This window comes from Qaidamihabitans albus, from assembly GCF_016464705.1.
In the GTDB taxonomy this organism is placed as follows: Bacteria; Actinomycetota; Actinomycetes; order Mycobacteriales; family Pseudonocardiaceae; genus Qaidamihabitans; species Qaidamihabitans albus.
This window is the reverse complement of sequence record NZ_JAEHOB010000003.1, coordinates 386091-401676: the sequence shown is the minus strand read 5'-3', so window position 1 is coordinate 401676 and position 15586 is coordinate 386091. Positions and strand designations below refer to the sequence as shown.

Sequence of the window (15586 nt, the reverse complement as noted above, 5' to 3'; positions counted from 1 at the left end):
GCGACAGCTGCCTCAGAGCGCCGGTGCCAGGGCGAGCTGGCGGGCCTGGCACACGATTCGGCCGTGCGCGTCGACGACCGTGGCGTCGGAGTCGAACCAGGCCTCCTGGACCGACCGCGACTCCACCTGTACCCGCAGCCACCCCGGCGCGGGCCGGGCACGCACGAGCGCGGTCAGCTGCGCCGTCGGCGCCCAGCCGAAGCGGCCGAGGTTGAACACGACCGGCGGGTTGATGTCGCCGGCCAGCAGCGCGAAGTACGGGTCGGGGTCACCATCGCGCGGCCGCACCCACAGCCGCAGCCGTGGCGGGTCGCCGGTGCGTCCCGTCAGGTAGCCGGCCGTGGCCGGGTCGATCCGCACGTCGCAGCCCTTGGCCAGGTTGAACACGCCCTCGGACGTCTCGCCGGAGAGCACGAGGGCCCCGGGCGGCGGCTCCGGCGGCAGCGCGGGAGCGTCGTTCCACATGGGCGGCCTCGACGGCAGCCTGCCCGCCGTGACACGCGCCTCGACGCAGCTGCGGCCCCGCTGTTCGATGCCCACCGCGACGACGGTTGCGCGCCTGCCGACCTTGCGGATGTCGGTGCGCAACAGCACCGGCCCGACCGCGGGCGGGCGCAGGAACTCGGCGCTGACCACCATCGGGTCCGTCGGCGGCTCCCCGCGCTCGCCGAGCGCGCCGACGGCCGCCTTGGCGACCAGCGCCATCAGGAAGCCGCCGTGCGGGTGCCCGCCGATGGACCAGTCCTGACGCAGGTCGGCGGTGAAGGTCCCGTCGCCGAGCGATCGCGTGACACAGGCCGCGGCGAAGGACGCCGGGTCGAACTCGACGGTGCTCACGAACGGCTGGCCAGTGCTCGGAGGAAGAACGCCGTGTTGGCGGGCCGCTCGGCCAGCCGCCGCATCAGGTAGCCGTACCACTGCTCACCGAACGGCACGTACACGCGCACGGTTTCCCCTTCCGACGCCAGCCGGCGCTGCTCGTCCGGCCGGACCCCATACAGCATCTGGTACTCGTAGCTGTCCTGCTTGCGGCCGTACCAGCGGATCCGCTCCGCCAGCACAGCGATCAACCGCGGATCGTGGGTGGCGAACATCGGGTAGCCCTCCCCGGCGAGCAGGGTGTTCGCGCACCGCACGAAGCTGAGGTCGACGTCGTGGGCAGAGCCGAACGCGACGTCAGGGGGCTCGGCGTAGGCGCCCTTGCACAGCCGCACCCGCGAGCCCGGGCCGGCCAGCGCCGCGGCGTCGGCCTCGGTACGGCGCAGGTAGGACTGGAGCACGGCGCCGACCCACGGCCAGTGGTGCCGCAGCTCCGCGAGCACACGCAGGGTCGCGTCGGTGGTCGTGTGGTCCTCCATGTCGATGGTCACGGTGGTGCCGCACTGCTCGGCGGCCGCGCAGACCCGGGTCATATTGTCCAGGGCCAGCTTCTCGTCGACCGCACCGGAGTCGTCCCGGACGCTGATCGCCGAGAGCTTGACGCTCACCTCCGCACGGCCGGCGAGGCCCTGGCCGTGCAGCTCATCGAGCAGCCGGAGGTAGCTGCGCACGATGCGCTCGGTCACGGCGGGGTCACTGGTGTCCTCGCCGAGGTAGTCGAGCGTCGCGTACCGGCCGTCGGCCGCGAGCCCGCGGACCGCGTCGATGGCGTCGTCCAGGGTCTCGCCGGCCACGAACCGGGAGACGACGCTCCTGGTGCCCGGTGCGGTGGCGGCGAGACGCCGGATCGTGTCGTTGCCGGCGGCGGCGAGGATCAACGAACGCAGCGGGTTCACAGCAAAACTGTACGTGTGAGTAGATGGGATCGGCGCAGGCCATATCCCCCTGGCGGGTGGGACCGCTCACTACTGGCCGAGGTGGAACCGGGCGAACAGCAGCGCTTCGGCGAGATCCTTCGCGCGCTGGGCGGTCCGCCGTGCGCCGCGGGTGTTCACCTCAAGCACCACCTGGCCGCCGAAGCCGCGGGTGGCCAGCCGCTCCAGCATCTCGGCGCACGGTTGCGTGCCGCGCCCCGGCACCAGGTGCTCGTCCTTGGGCGCCCCGGTGCCGTCCGCCAGGTGCAGATGGGTGAGCCCGGCGCCCATCCGGTCGGCCAGCTCCAGCGCGTCCATGTGCGCGGCGGCGGTGTGCGAGAGGTCGAGGGTGTAGTTGCGGTAGCCGACGTCCGTCGGGTCGATCGAGGGGCGGAACGCCGAGACGCGGCTGTTCCGCCCGCCGCCCGGCGGGCGGACCTTGAACATGTTCTCGACAGCGATCGCGACGCCGCTGCGTTCCTCCAGCTCGGCCACCAGGTCGGCGAAGTAGTCGCCGTAGCGGCGCTGCCAGCGAAACGGCGGGTGCACCACCACGGTGCGGGCCTCCAGCTCCAGCGCGGCCTCCACGCTGCGCTTGAGCCGCACCACGGGGTCGGGCGACCACACCCGCTGGGTGATCAGCAGCGAAGGCGAGTGCACCGAGAGCACGGGCACGCCGGTGCCCTGGCTCAGCCTTCGCAGCGCGGGGACGTCCTGGCTCACCGGGTCCGCCCAGACCATCACCTCGACGCCGTCGTAACCCAGCGCTGCCGCGAGCTCGAACGCGCTGCCGGCCCGTAGCGGCCACACCGACGCCGTCGACATCCCGACGGGGATCGCGGCGACCACCCGGCGCTACCTCGACACGAGCAGCAGCGCGGCAGGCGAAACGGTGACCACCAGCCCGACGAGCAACGCGAGCACGGTGGTCTGCAGGTCCTCGGCGCGCCGGACACGGCGCACGATCCACACCAGGCCCACCGTCACGACCAGCGCCGCGATCAGGGCGGCGGCGGGCAGCTGCACCCACAGCCAGTTGAACCCGAGCCACACGCCCGCTCCGCCGAGCACGCCCAGCGTGAGCTGCCCGGCCAGGGCCAGCCACTGCCGGGCCGGGGAGGGCTCGTCGGCGTCGTCGTACTCGGTGTATTCGGAGTACTCGGAGTCCTCGTACTCGTCCTCGTAGTCACGCTCGTAGTCGCGGTCGTAGGACTCCTGTTCGTAGTCCTCGTCCGCGTAGTCGCGGGGGTCAAGGGGGTCGTGGGGGTCGCGAAGGTCGCGGAGGGCACGGCCCTCGCCGAGCGGGTCGTCGTCGAGGACGCCCGTGCGGCCGGTCCCGTAGCCGCCGGGTTCCGCCTCGTCGGCGTCCGCGTCGTCGAAGTCCGGCACGAAGTGACCGGTCGCAGGCCCCGCATCGGGCAACTGGTCCTCGCCCGGCCCGACCGGGGGCACGACCGGCATCACGCCGACCTCGGTGTCCTCCTGCGCGATCCGGTCCACCGGCTCGGGTGGCGGCGCGGCCTTGCGCCTGCGCTGCCGCCAGCCGGCCAGTCCGGCGGGCGGCTCGTTCGGGTCGGGAGCCGGCTCCGGTGGCGCGGGGGTGTCCTCGACGACCGGGAACTGCTCGGTGTTCGGTTCCGGTGGCGGCGGCGCGCCGCGCAGCGGCCTGCGGCGCCGCGGGGGCGCCGGGTATGCCCCGTTCACCTGCGGCGGCGCGGGTGGCGGCGGCTCGGCCGTCTCCGGTTCGGTCACGCCGCCCAGCCCGTCGAGACGGGCGGAGAGCGAGCCGTCCGCGGCGGGTGGCTGTGGCGGCGCGGGCCGGGCGGCGCCGCGAGCCCGCGGGTCGGCCTGCGGCGGCGCGGCGGCGTTGCGAGGTGGTGGCGGTCCCGGTGGCGGCAGTGGTGGCCTGCCGCCCTCGTCCGGCGGCGGTACGGGGTAGCCACCGGTGCCCTGCAGCGGCGCGGGTGCGCCGCGCGGCGGGAACCTCGGCGGCGGGGGCGGCTCCTCCGGCGTTTCCGGCGGGGCGGCGGCCGGACGGCCGTTGCGCCGCGCCGGTGGCGCGGAGTCCTCCTCCCCGCGGATCCGGTTGATGATCGCCTGCGGCGCCGTGTCGCCCATCTCCGGCTGACGGCCCCCCGGCGCGTCGTCATCCTCGGCAGCGCGACGCCGTCGGCGGCGCGGGCCGCCGACCTGTCCGCCGTGTTGGGCGAGCAGCTCGGCCACAGTCTTCTGTGCCCGCTGCTCGCCTTCGCTGTCTCGAGTCATCCCCTTCACCGTGCCCGTCGCCCGTTGTCTGCGTCTAGTGTGAACCCAGGCTTCATGCGCGCCGACCCTGGCCGGTCAACAGTGCAGTCTGGTCCGCGCCGTTCGAATGGTCCAGCCGCCGCAGGATCACGCCTTCCCGCAGCGCCCACGGGCAGATCTCCAGCTCACTGAGCGACAGCGCTCGCATCGTGGCCTGCGCCACGAGCGCGCCGGCGACGAGCTGGTGCGCCCGGCTGGAACCGACGCCCTCCAGCTCGGCCAGGTCCGCCGCGGGCATCCGCGAGATGAACGCGATGAGCTGCCGCAACGCCGTGTCGGTCAGCGTGCGCCTGGCGCGCGGCCCCGCCGAGGACGGCGCCGCACCCGTCAGCCGGGCCAGCGAGCGGAAGGTCTTGGAGGTGGCGACCACGCGGTCGGGCTCACCGAGCTGCCCCACCTTCTTGGCCAGGCCGCTCACCTGGTCCTCCAGCCACGCCGTCGTCGCGACGAGTTCCGAGCGGGTGGGCGGGTCGTGCTCGAACCGGGTGCGCGTGATCCGGCCCGCACCGAGCGGCAACGACTCGGCGAGTGCGGGCTCCTCGTCGATGCCCATGGCCACCTCGAGCGAGCCGCCGCCGATGTCCAGGACGAGCAGCTTGCCCGCGGACCAGCCGAACCAGCGGCGGACGGCGAGGAACGTCAGCCTCGCCTCGTCGACACCGGTCAGCACCTGCAGCTCGACACCGGTCTCCTCGGCGACCTTCCGCAGCACCTTGCCCGAGTTGTCCGCCTCCCGCACGGCGGAGGTGGCGAACGCCATGACGTCCTCGCAGCCGAGCCGGGCGGCGGAGGTCTTCGCGGAGTCGACCGCCCGGACCAGGCCCTCCGCGCCCGCCTTGCTCAGCTCCCCGCTCGGCGTGAGCTGCTCGGCGAGCCGCAACACGGTCTTCTCGGAGTGCATCGGGGTCGGATGGGCACCCCGATGCGCGTCCACCACGAGCAGGTGGACGGTGTTCGACCCGACGTCGAGTACCCCTAGGCGCACGAAACCCTACGGTACCCGGCCCGGGATTCAGCTTTCGAACTTGTAGCCCAGGCCACGCACGGTCACCAGGTGCCGCGGCGAGCCGGGATCAGGTTCGATCTTCGACCGCAGCCGCTTGACGTGCACGTCGAGGGTCTTGGTGTCGCCGACGTAGTCCGCGCCCCAAACCCGGTCGATGAGCTGGGCACGGGTGAGCACGCGGCCCACGTTGCGCAGCAGGTACTCGAGCAGGTCGAACTCCTTGAGCGGCAGCGACACCTCGGTTCCGTCCACGGTGACGACGTGCCGTTCGACGTCCATCCGCACCGGTCCCGCCGCCAGCGCGAGCGAGCTCGGCTCGCCCTCCGTGCCGTTCTCGCCGCCCCGCCGCAACACCGCGCGGACCCTGGCGATGAGCTCGCGCGCCGAGTACGGCTTGGTCACGTAGTCGTCGGCGCCGAGTTCGAGGCCGACGACCTTGTCGATCTCGCTGTCCCTGGCCGTCACCATGATCACGGGCACGGTCGCCCGCTGCCGCAGCTGCTTGCACACGTCGGTGCCGCTCATCCCCGGCAGCATGAGGTCGAGCAGCACGATGTCGGCGCCGTTGCGGTCGAACTCCTCCAGCGCCTGCTGGCCGTCTGTGGCCACGGCGGTGGTGAAGCCCTCCTTGCGGAGCAGGAAGGCCAGTGGGTCGGCGAACGACTCCTCGTCCTCGACGATCAACACCCTCGTCACAGCGTTCCTCCCTGTTCGGAACTCTCGTTCCCGGTCGCCACCAGCGGCGCGGGCGGCTCCTCCTGCCTCGGGGCGGAGGCCGGCGCGCTGTCGGGACCGGCATGCGCGGGTATGCGCAACGTGAACGTGGAGCCGGTTCCCGGGCTGCTCCACAACCGCACGTCGCCGCCGTGGTTGGCGGCGACGTGCTTGACGATGGCGAGGCCGAGGCCGGTGCCTCCGGTGACCCGCGAACGGGCCTTGTCGACCCGGTAGAAGCGCTCGAACACCCGCTGCTGCTCGTCCTTGGCGATGCCGATGCCCCGGTCGGTCACGGCGATCTCCACGTACGAGTCCACGAGCCGCCTGCTGATCGAAACCGGGCTGCCGGCCGACGAGTAGGCGACCGCGTTCTCCAGGAGGTTCGACAGCGCGGTGACCAGCAGCGTCCGGTCGCCCTGCACGAGCAGCCCGCTCGGCCCGTCGGTGGTCACCGTGATCTCCGCCGACTCCGCGGCGAGCTTCGTGCGGCCGAGCGCCTCCCGCACGACGGCGTCCACCTCGACCACGTTCAGCTCGGGCAGGCGTTCGGCGCCCTGTAGCCGCGAGAGCGCGATGAGCTCGGTGACCAGCTTCCCGAGGCGGGTCGACTCGCGCAGGATCTTCTCGCCGAAGCGGCGGACCTCCTCGGTGTCCTCTGCGGCGTCGAGCACGGCCTCGGCGAGCAGCGCGATGGCGCCGACCGGGGTCTTGAGCTCGTGGCTGACGTTGGCGACGAAGTCCCGCCGGGTGGCCTCCAGCCGCACGGTCTCGGAGTGGTCCACCGCCTCGACCACGGTGAAGCCGTCACCGAGCGGGCGTACCTCGGCGAGCACGGCCTCGGGCTGCCTGCCGCGCACCGCGAGCGGCGAAAGGTCGATCTCCAGCGGCTCGTCGGTCTCGACGACCTGCTCGGCGGCCTTGCGGGCACGGGCCTCGGCCTGGTTGTGCTGCACCAGGCCGAGCACCTCGGCGCGGCGGTTGTGCAGGACCATGTCCCCGAAGCGGTTGAGCACGACGAGGCCGTTGTGCGAGGAGCGGACGATCCGCTCCAGCAGCTCGGCGACGGTGGGACCGGTCGGCCCGCGCTCACCGGCCCTGCCGTGCCGGCCGCGGCCGAGCAGCAGGCCGCCGACCACGCCGACCGCCAACGCGCCGATGGCCAGTGCGAGTGCTGCGGGCGCGGTCACGGGGGAATCGTAAGCATCGAGGTAGCCCATTGGCCTAGTCCTGGCAGCGTTCTCGTGATGGCCGTGACACCTTCGGGCCCGTTGTTCGCCGCTGCTTCAGGACCAGTTTACTTCTTCGTCGCTCTCCGTCGATTCACCAGCAAGAACGCCTCATTCGATCGAGTCGAGTTCGGCCGGCTCCTGTTCGGAGAGTCGTAAGACCGCGGCGGCCACGTTCTCCTCGAGGTGGGCGGGGCTTCGTCTGACTCGTGAGTGGCTACCGGCGTTCTAACGCGGCTACGCACTCACGAGCGGGTCAGCGGCCCTGCTTGGCGACCGCCGCCGCGGCGTCCTCGGCGGCGTCCGGGTCCAGGTAGGTGCCACCGGGGTTCAGCGGGGTGAGGTTCTCGTCGAGGTCGTAGCGCAGCGGGATGCCGGTCGGGATGTTCAGCCCGGCGATCGCGTCGTCGGAGATGCCGTCGAGGTGCTTGACGAGCGCGCGCAACGAGTTGCCGTGCGCCGCGACCAGCACGGTCCTGCCCGCGCGCAGCTCCGGCACGATCGCCGACTCCCAGTACGGCAGCAGCCGAGCCACGACGTCCTTGAGGCATTCGGTCAGCGGCATCTCGTCACCGAGCCCGGCGTAGCGCACGTCGGCGTCCTGGCTGAACTCGCTACCGGGCTCGATCGGCGGCGGCGGGGTGTCGTAGGAGCGGCGCCAGAGCATGAACTGCTCCTCGCCGAACTGCTCCAGCGTCTGCTTCTTGTCCTTGCCCTGCAACGCGCCGTAGTGCCGCTCGTTGAGCCGCCAGTCCCGGCGCACGTCGATCCAGTGCCGGTCGGCGACGTCCAGCGCGAGGTTCGCGGTGGAGATCGCGCGCCGCAGCAGCGACGTGTGCGCGACGTCCGGCAGCAGCCCGGCTTCGGCGAGCAGCTCGCCACCCCGGCGTGCCTCGGCCTCGCCCAGCTCGGACAGCGGGACGTCCACCCAGCCGGTGAACAGGTTTTCCGCGTTCCACGTGCTCTGCCCGTGTCGCAGCAGCACCAGGGTCCCAAGTTCCGCCATGCTGTCCAGCCTGCCAGAGGTCCACTGGTGTGATACGCCCGGCCAACGCTCTACTGAGAGTGCATCGGGGGAGGCCACGGCCGTCACTCGATCGCTAGGCGCTCGGTCAACAAGATTGCGGCCGGATTAACGAGGTCGCGTTGTGTTAACGATTGGACGAGATTTCACTCGAAAGGAGTAAGGAGTAGTCTTGTGATTACAGACCCGAGTCTGACAAGTTGGCTACCAACCCGCTCGGCCGGTAACCACGCACTCCCCGGTCGAATGCGGGCGTAGGCGCAGCTCGTCTCCCCCCTGCCGAGCTGCGACCCGCCGGCCCCGTTGGCACCCCCCTCGCCACCGGGTCCATGCGGCGGGAACGTCAGCGGGGCGGCTCGAGTTCGCGACTCCCCCCTCCCTCGAGCCGCTCCGCGACGTTCCGGCACAGAACGCGATCATTCGCCGGTCAGCGAACCTGGCCGGTGGCCCTCCCGTGGCTCGACCAGATGCCGGAACGCCTCCAGGTTTGCCAGCGACTCGCCCCGCGAAACCCGCCAGTCCCACTCGCGTTTGATCGAACTGGAGAAACCGAGCTCCAGCAGCGTGTTGAAGTCGCCGTCGGCCGCCTCGAGCACCTGCCCGAGCAGCTTGTCCAGTTCGGCCTCAGTCACCGTGCCGAGGCCCGACCGGCCGACGAGATAGATGTCACCCGCCGCGTCGATCGTGTAGTGCACTCCGTAGAGCTTGGCGTTGCGCCGCAGCAGGAAGCGGTAGACGTCCTCGTGCGCCTCGTCGGGACGCCTGCAGACGAATGCCTCGATCGCGAGGGAATGCTCCCGCGCGACGAGCCAGCAGTTGGTCTGCAGCTTCTTCGTGCCGGGCAGAGTGACGAAGTACACACCCTCGCCCTTGCGGTCGTACTTCAGCTCAGCCGAGTCCAGTGCGGACCTCAGCACGTGGTCGATGTCGTCGGCCGCAGGCTGCCCTGGCTTGCTCACACCCTGCCCACCGGCCTCGCTCCGCTCCGCGTGCAAGGTGCTCGCCCCCTCCTCGCCGTCGTCGGCCGCCGGCTGCTCCGGCTTGCTCACACCGCTACCTCCAGCGCAGCGTTCCGGAAGTCCCGCATCGCCTCGGCGTACGCGGCCAGCAGCGCGTCGGTCGTGCGCTGCCAGGAGAACCTGCTCGCGTGCCGCAGCGCGTTCTCCGCGAGCCCGGCCCGCCGGCGCGGGTCCAGCGCGACCGCTCCCAGCGCCCCCGCCCAGTCCTCGGCCCGGTGGGACGGCACCAGCAGGCCGGACACACCGTGCGAAACCGCCACCGGCAGGCCGCCGACCTCCGCGGCCACCACCGGCGTCCCGCACGCCTGCGCTTCCAGCGCGACCAGGCCGAACGACTCGTTGTAGCTCGGCACAGCCACCACATCGGCAGCTCGGTAGACGCTCACCAGCGCCTCGCCCGACTGGGGCGGCAGGAACCGCGTGCGGTCCGCGATGCCGAGCGAGGCCGCCAGCTCGCGCAGTGCCTGCGGCTGCTCCATGCCGCTGCCGGACGGTCCGCCCGCGACCAGCACGACGAGCCGTTCCCGGAGGCCCGGATCCCGCCGCAGCAGCTGCGCGGCAGCCCGCAGCAGCACGTCCGGCGCCTTGAGCGGCTGGATGCGACCGGCGAAGGCCAGCACCACCGCGTCGGAGGGCAGGCCCAGCTCCGCCCGCGCAGCCGCCCGCGGCCCTGGCGTGAACCGGCTCAGGTCCACGCCGGGTGAGACGGTCTGCACCGCCTGCGGGTCGGCGTCGTAGAGGCCGACCAGCTCACCCGCCTCCACCTCGGTGTTGGCGACCAGCCGGTCGGCCTCGGCGACCACCTGCTCCTCGCCGATGACCCGGGTACGCGGCTCCGGGCTGTCACCCTCCGCCAGCGCGGCGTTCTTGACCTTGGCCAGCGTGTGCGCGGTGTGCACCAGCGGCACGCCCCAGCGGTCCCTGGCCAGCCAGCCGACCTGCCCGGACAGCCAGTAGTGCGAGTGGATCAGGTCGTAGTAACCCGGCTCGTGGAACGCCTCGGTCCGCAGCACGCCGGAGGTGAACGCGCAAAGCTGCGCGGGCAGCTCGTCGCGGCCGAGCGGCTCGAAAGGGCCCGCGGGCAGGTGCCGGACCAGCACACCGGGAGCGAGCTCGGCCACCGGCGGCTGGTCGGAGGAGGTGGCGCGGGTGAACACCTCGACGCTGATGCCGCGACGGGCCATCTCCATCGCGGTCTGGGTGATGTAGACGTTCATCCCGCCTGCGTCGCCGGTGCCCGGTTGCTCCAGGGGCGAGGTGTGCACGGACATCACAGCCACCCGGCGCGGCTGCCTCGCCCGCCGGTGCAAAGGGACCGTCACCGAATCACCTTTCTGTTCGCGCGCCGGTAGCCCGTTCCCCGGCGAACCGCAGCAGCGTCGCGTTGAACTCCGCCGCGTTCTCGACGAACGGCAAGTGGCCTACACCCTCCCACCAACGCGCATCGCACCCGGGAATCTTCCCCGCCGCGTACTCACCGGCCCGCACGTCGACGACCGCGTCGTCGGTGCCGTGCAGCACGAGGGCCGGAACGTCCACCGTGGCCAGCACTTCGGCGCTGGAGACCTCGCGGCGGAACAGGGCGCCGCGTACCGCGGGCGGCACCGCCAGGCTGGTACCGAGCAGCGACTGGGCGAGCGGCCCCGGCACCTCGCTTGCGGCCATGCCCGTGCGCAGGCGCACCAGCGCGGGCAGTGCGACGTCGGGATCCTCGGCGAGCGCATCCGGCAGCGCCTCCCGCATGGCCGGGCCGACCCGGCCGCCCGGGTGGCCCCTTCCGATCTCGGTGATGGCGCCGACCAGCACGATCCCGGCCAGTCCCGCCGTCCCGCGCACCCGCAGGTAGTCGGCGATCACCAGGCCGCCGTAGGACCAGCCGACCACGACGGCGGGCTCACCGGCGAGCCCGAGCACGGCCGCGAGATCACCGGCCCAGGACACCGGGTCGTCGTAGCCCCCGGCCGGCACGTCCGAAGCGCCGTGCCCGCGCAGGTCCAGCGCGACGAGCCGGAAGCGGCTGCGCAGCTCCGGATCGGCGAACTGGTGGTCCCAGGCACGGGCCGACTGCGCCCAGCCGTGGACGAAGACGATGGCGGGCGCGGCCTCGTTGCCCTCGACCCGCACCCCGATCCGGGCGCCACCGGCGCCGACGACCTCAGTCCGCATGTCTCCCGTGCCCTACAGCGCCGACTTCGACTTCCAGGTCTCCCAGTCCAGCAGCCAGTCCATCACGTCGGACGTGGTGGGGAAGCCGACCTTCGAGCCGGTCACCTCCACCGGGTCGCCGATCAGGGCGGAGTCGAAGTACGCCTTGGCGTCGGCCTCCAGCAGGTTCACGCAGCCGTGCGAGGTGTTCTTCTTGCCGATGTTGGCGCGGTTCTCCTCGTTCTCGTGGATGTACTCGCCGTGGTTGGAGATCCGGCAGCACCACTTCTTCTTCAGGTCGGTGTAGCCGTAGCGCTCGTTGTCGAAGATCGAGGTCGGCTCCCTGGTCATCACGATCACGGTGCCGTTGGGCGTGTTGAGCGCCGGATCGGCGTCCTTGCCGTTGCTGCAAGGGTAGTTCGCGTGCTCGGCGCCGTCGCGGTAGACCCGCATCCGGTGGTCCGGTGTGTGGATCTTCACGACCTGGTTGCGGCCGATGGTGAACTTCGTGGTGACGTCGGCCTTGCCGTAGGCGCCACCGCCGTAGTGCACGCCGTAGAGCTTCGCGGCGACGCTGACCTCGGTGCCCGCGGGCCAGTACTCCTTAGGGCGCCAGTCGACCTGCCGGTCGGACAGCCATGCCCAGGCTCCCTCGACCTCGGTCGACGTCTCCACGGTGAGCGCGCGCTCGGCGGCGGCGCGGTCGCTGATCGCCTCGGCGAACTTGACGCTGATCGGCATGGCGACGCCCACCTCGGCGTCGTCGACCGGGTTGAGGGTGGCGCGGATCTCCTTTGCCGGGGTCACCGTGGCGAAGCTGCCGGTGAACTCCGCGACCTTGTCGTCGCTGCCCTTGGCCTTCGCGGAGTAGGTGTAGGTCTTGCCGTAGCCCAGTGGCTCGGAGCTGGTCCAGACGGTCTTCTCGGCGTTCAGCTCGCCCGCGACCTCGCCGCCGTCCGAGTTGACGACCTTGACCTCGGTGAACGTGCCGTCGGCCGCCTTGACGGTGACCGGTTCCAGCACGGAGACGTCGGCGGCGTCCACGGCGGGCTCGGCGGTGATCGATGCCTTCGGCGGCAGCTGCGCCTCGTTGGGATGCGGCGTGCCCCCGGTGCTACCGCCGGAGCATGCGGCCAGCAACCCCGCGGAACCCGCCCCCAGCGCGACTCTGAATACCGTGCGCCGCTCGATCACCCGTCAACCTCCCATAGAACCCACGCCGAAACATCGTGAGCAGCTCGACATTACCTGGCAACATGCAGCCATGAGCACTCGTACCGCTGTCATCACCGGAGCCAGCGCCGGAATCGGCGCCGCGACCGCCAGGGCTCTCGCCAAGGCCGGTTTCCACGTCGTGCTCGGCGCGCGGCGGCTCGACCGGCTGCAGGCACTGGCCGACGAGCTTTCCGGTACCGCACTACAACTGGACGTCACGGACGCGGCGTCCGTTGCCTCGTTCGTGCAGCGAGTTCCAGATTGCCACGTCCTCGTCAACAACGCCGGTGGCGCGCGCGGCCTGGAGCGGGTGGAGCACGCCGACGAGGACAACTGGCGCTGGATGTGGGAGGCCAACGTGCTCGGCACGCTGCGCATGACGAAGGCGCTGCTGCCGAAGCTCATCGCCTCCGGTGACGGCCATGTGATCACCGTGACCTCCATCGCCGGGCACGAGGTCTACGACAACGGCTCGGGCTACACCTCGGCCAAGCACGCGCAGGCGGCGCTGCACCAGACGCTGCGCTCGGAGCACCTCGGCGATCCGCTGCGGGTGACCGAGATCATCCCGGGAATGGTGGAGACCGACTTCTCGCTGAACCGCTTCGGCGGGGACACCGAGCGGGCGGAGAAGGTGTACCAGGGCCTGCAGCCGCTGACCCCGGAGGACGTCGCCGAGGTGATCGCGTTCGCCGCGACCCGCCCGGAGCACGTGAACCTCGACCAGATCGTGCTCAAGCCGCGCGCCCAGTACAACGGCAGCCGCATCCACCGGGAGTGACAGCTACAGGGTGCAGTTGATGAGCAGGGGTTCGGGCGCGAGGGTGACGCCGAAGCGGGCGCGCACGCCGTCGCGGACCTCGCGCGCCAGCGCGAGCAGGTCGCCGGTGGACGCCTCGCCGCGGTTGGTCAGCGCGAGGGTGTGCTTGGTGGACAGCGACACCCGGCCGCCCGGCCCCGGGTGTCCCCTGCCGAAACCGGCCCGCTCGATGAGCCACGCCGCCGACAGCTTCACCCCGCCCGGCGCGGCGTACTGCGGCACGGCCACGTCGGCGCCAACCACGCCGGCGATCCGGGCGAGCACGTCGGGCAGGTCGCCCTCGGTGACGATCGGGTTCGTGAAGAACGAGCCCGCGCTCCACGTGTCGTGGTCGGCCGGGTCGAGCACCATGCCCTTGCCCCGGCGCAGCGCCAGCACGGCCTCCCGGGCGTCGGCGACCGGCACCCGGGCACCGACCTCGACGCCGAGGGCCCGCGCCAGCTCGGCGTAGCGGATCGGCGCGGAAAGGCCGTCCTCGCGCAACGTGAACCGCACGCTCAGCACGACCCCCGCGTCGGTGCCCTTGAGCACGCTCGTGCGGTAGGCGAAACCGAGGTCCGCCGCGGTCATCGTGCGGACCTCGCCGCTGCCGCGGTCGTAGAACCGGATCGAGTGCAGCACCTCGCTGATCTCACAGCCGTACGCGCCGACGTTCTGGATCGGTGTCGCGCCCACCGAGCCGGGGATGCCGGAGAGGCACTCGACGCCGCCGGCGCCGGCGGCGACGGTCTCGGCGACGAAGTCGTCCCAGTTCTGCCCGGCGGCGACCTCCCAGCCCTCGCGGCCGGTGGTCCCGATACGCACCACCGTGCCGTCGAACCCGGCGTCGGCGACCACGAGGTTCGAGCCGCCACCGAGCAGCAGGACCGGCTCACCCGCCGCGTCGAGCTCGCGCACGGCCGACACCAGCTCGCCGGTGGTCTCCGCGACGAGGAAACGGCGTGCCGGGCCACCGAGCCGCAGCGTCGTGTACGCGCGCAGGGCCTCCTGGGTGGGCGTTTCGACAGTGCTCACGAAAGGCAACGGTACTGTCCTCGGCATGGCATCCCGTATCGAGCACCACGCGACGTTCCCGCACGGCGTCGCGGACGTGCTGGCGGCCCAGACCGACGAGTCCGCGCTGCGGGCGCGGCTGGCGGAGATCGGCGGCGTGAACGCCACGCTCGAGGAGCACGCGGCGACGCCGGACGGTGTCCGGTACGTGCTGTTGCAGGGCGTCCCGGCCGAGAAGCTCCCGCAGGTCGTGCGGACGGTGCACAAGGGCGACCTCGTGGTGCGCCGGGAGCACACCTGGTCCGGAGCCGGGGACCGCTACACCGGCACCATCGCGGCCCGCGTGAGCGGCGTGCCAGGGGAGATCACCGCGCGCACCGAGCTCACCGCCGAGGGCACGGCCACCGTGCAGCGCACCCGGGGTGAGGCCAAGGTCAGGATTCCCCTCGTCGGGGGCAGGCTCGAGGGCTTCATCGCCGAGCAGGTGAGCGACCTGCTCGAGCGCGAGGCCGACTTCACGGCGAAGTGGCTCGCGCGCGGCTGATCGGCGCGCCCACCCGCGGCACCACCAACCCCAACCGGCTGCGCCGGATCGACCGCTGGCTCACCACGTCATACGAGGTGAGCGGAGTGCTGTCGAGCGCGGCCGACCCGCTCGTGGTCGACCTCGGCTACGGCGCGTCGCCGGTGACCACTGTGGAGCTCGCGCGGCGGCTGGGCGCGCGTTACCCGGGCGTGCGGGTGCTGGGTCTGGAGCTGGATCCCGAGCGGGTCGCCGCGGCGGCGGGCGCCGCGGACCCGCCTCGGCTGGACTTCCGGCGGGGTGGCTTCGAGCTGGCCGGTACCCGGCCGCTGCTCGTGCGCGCGTTCAACGTGCTGCGCCAGTACGCCGAGGCGGACGTGGCGCCGTCCTGGGCGGTGATGCTCAGTGGCATCGCCCCTGGCGGGCTGCTCGTCGAGGGCACCTGCGACGAGCTCGGCAGGCTGTGCTCGTGGGTGACGGTCGGCCACGACGGCCCGCGCACGCTCACCCTGTCCTGCCGGGTATCGACGCTCGACCGTCCCTCCACTGTGGCCGAGCGCCTGCCCAAGGCGCTGATCCATCGCAACGTCGGTGGCGAGCGGGTGCACGAGTTCCTGTCCACTCTGGACGACTGCTGGGCGGTGGCCGCCCCGTTCGGCGCCTACGGGCGGAAGGCGCGCTGGACGGAGTCGATCCGCCTGCTCGCCGAGCGCGGCTGGCCGATCCGGGGACGCCGCGACCGCTGGCGGCTCGGCGAGCTGACCGTTCCCTGGCACTCGGTGGCCCCGTCCGGCTCGTGAG

16 protein-coding genes are annotated in these 15586 nt (G+C 72.0%); 3 read left to right on the top strand and 13 right to left on the bottom strand.

The window, feature by feature from the left end:
* Positions 1-12 precede the first annotated feature (12 nt).
* The 12 genes from JAP66_RS08225 to JAP66_RS08170 form a co-directional block, all read right to left on the bottom strand.
* Complete coding sequence (locus tag JAP66_RS08225; protein ID WP_199430989.1) at positions 13-837, bottom strand: thioesterase family protein; 825 nt, start codon at positions 835-837, stop codon at positions 13-15.
* Positions 834-1775, bottom strand: coding sequence for a proline dehydrogenase family protein (locus JAP66_RS08220; protein WP_199430988.1), 942 nt, complete (start codon positions 1773-1775; stop codon positions 834-836). Before JAP66_RS08220 ends, JAP66_RS08225 begins: the two co-directional genes overlap by 4 nt.
* 69 nt (positions 1776-1844) lie before the next feature.
* Positions 1845-2618: a sugar phosphate isomerase/epimerase family protein gene (locus tag JAP66_RS08215; protein ID WP_199431136.1), complete on the bottom strand. Its 774-nt coding sequence runs from the start codon at positions 2616-2618 to the stop codon at positions 1845-1847.
* Positions 2619-2648: 30 nt separating this feature from the next.
* A complete protein-coding gene (locus tag JAP66_RS08210) occupies positions 2649-4058 on the bottom strand; it encodes an Rv0497 family membrane protein (RefSeq protein WP_199430987.1) in 1410 nt (469 codons plus the stop codon).
* Positions 4059-4110: 52 nt separating this feature from the next.
* Positions 4111-5082 carry a Ppx/GppA phosphatase family protein gene (locus JAP66_RS08205; protein ID WP_199430986.1) on the bottom strand — a complete coding sequence of 324 codons (972 nt, stop codon included), beginning with the start codon at positions 5080-5082 and terminating at the stop codon, positions 4111-4113.
* Positions 5083-5109: 27 nt separating this feature from the next.
* Positions 5110-5799, bottom strand: a complete 690-nt coding sequence (locus JAP66_RS08200; protein ID WP_199430985.1) for a response regulator — start codon at positions 5797-5799, stop codon at positions 5110-5112.
* Entirely contained in the window at positions 5796-7007 is a 1212-nt protein-coding gene (locus JAP66_RS08195) for a sensor histidine kinase (protein WP_199430984.1), read from the bottom strand. The genes JAP66_RS08200 and JAP66_RS08195 overlap by 4 nt, the downstream gene beginning before the upstream one ends.
* 295 nt (positions 7008-7302) lie before the next feature.
* Positions 7303-8052 carry a phosphoglyceromutase gene (locus JAP66_RS08190; protein ID WP_199430983.1) on the bottom strand — a complete coding sequence of 250 codons (750 nt, stop codon included), beginning with the start codon at positions 8050-8052 and terminating at the stop codon, positions 7303-7305.
* Positions 8053-8486: 434 nt separating this feature from the next.
* On the bottom strand, positions 8487-8996 hold the full coding sequence (locus JAP66_RS08185; protein ID WP_199431135.1) for a type III secretion system chaperone family protein: 510 nt from the start codon (positions 8994-8996) through the stop codon (positions 8487-8489).
* Between the two features lie 119 nt (positions 8997-9115).
* On the bottom strand, positions 9116-10411 hold the full coding sequence (gene mshA / locus JAP66_RS08180; protein WP_199430982.1) for a D-inositol-3-phosphate glycosyltransferase: 1296 nt from the start codon (positions 10409-10411) through the stop codon (positions 9116-9118).
* Between the two features lie 4 nt (positions 10412-10415).
* Positions 10416-11255 carry an alpha/beta fold hydrolase gene (locus JAP66_RS08175; RefSeq protein WP_199430981.1) on the bottom strand — a complete coding sequence of 280 codons (840 nt, stop codon included), beginning with the start codon at positions 11253-11255 and terminating at the stop codon, positions 10416-10418.
* A 12-nt stretch (positions 11256-11267) separates the two neighbouring features.
* Positions 11268-12428, bottom strand: coding sequence for a L,D-transpeptidase (locus JAP66_RS08170; protein ID WP_199430980.1), 1161 nt, complete (start codon positions 12426-12428; stop codon positions 11268-11270).
* A 70-nt stretch (positions 12429-12498) separates the two neighbouring features.
* Here JAP66_RS08170 and JAP66_RS08165 point away from each other — a divergent pair, with 70 nt between their 5' ends.
* Positions 12499-13230: an SDR family NAD(P)-dependent oxidoreductase gene (locus JAP66_RS08165; RefSeq protein WP_199430979.1), complete on the top strand. Its 732-nt coding sequence runs from the start codon at positions 12499-12501 to the stop codon at positions 13228-13230.
* 3 nt (positions 13231-13233) lie between these two features.
* Here the strand turns inward: JAP66_RS08165 and JAP66_RS08160 are convergent, their stop codons facing one another.
* Positions 13234-14283, bottom strand: a complete 1050-nt coding sequence (locus JAP66_RS08160) for a UDP-N-acetylmuramate dehydrogenase (RefSeq protein WP_199430978.1) — start codon at positions 14281-14283, stop codon at positions 13234-13236.
* A gap of 25 nt (positions 14284-14308) precedes the next feature.
* Here JAP66_RS08160 and JAP66_RS08155 point away from each other — a divergent pair, with 25 nt between their 5' ends.
* Together JAP66_RS08155 and JAP66_RS08150 are read left to right on the top strand one after the other, a co-directional pair.
* On the top strand, positions 14309-14806 hold the full coding sequence (locus JAP66_RS08155; protein ID WP_199430977.1) for a DUF2505 domain-containing protein: 498 nt from the start codon (positions 14309-14311) through the stop codon (positions 14804-14806).
* On the top strand, positions 14788-15585 hold the full coding sequence (locus JAP66_RS08150; protein ID WP_199430976.1) for an RNA-binding protein: 798 nt from the start codon (positions 14788-14790) through the stop codon (positions 15583-15585). The genes JAP66_RS08155 and JAP66_RS08150 overlap by 19 nt, the downstream gene beginning before the upstream one ends.
* Position 15586: the final 1 nt, after the last annotated feature.

Coding starts and splice junctions, on each gene's coding strand:
- JAP66_RS08175 (WP_199430981.1), bottom strand. CDS start 11,255: ATGCGGACTGAGGTCGTCGGCGCCGGTGGCGCCCGGATCGGGGTGCGG.
- JAP66_RS08210 (WP_199430987.1), bottom strand. CDS start 4,058: ATGACTCGAGACAGCGAAGGCGAGCAGCGGGCACAGAAGACTGTGGCC.
- JAP66_RS08190 (WP_199430983.1), bottom strand. CDS start 8,052: ATGGCGGAACTTGGGACCCTGGTGCTGCTGCGACACGGGCAGAGCACG.
- JAP66_RS08165 (WP_199430979.1), top strand. CDS start 12,499: ATGAGCACTCGTACCGCTGTCATCACCGGAGCCAGCGCCGGAATCGGC.
- JAP66_RS08215 (WP_199431136.1), bottom strand. CDS start 2,618: ATGTCGACGGCGTCGGTGTGGCCGCTACGGGCCGGCAGCGCGTTCGAG.
- JAP66_RS08155 (WP_199430977.1), top strand. CDS start 14,309: ATGGCATCCCGTATCGAGCACCACGCGACGTTCCCGCACGGCGTCGCG.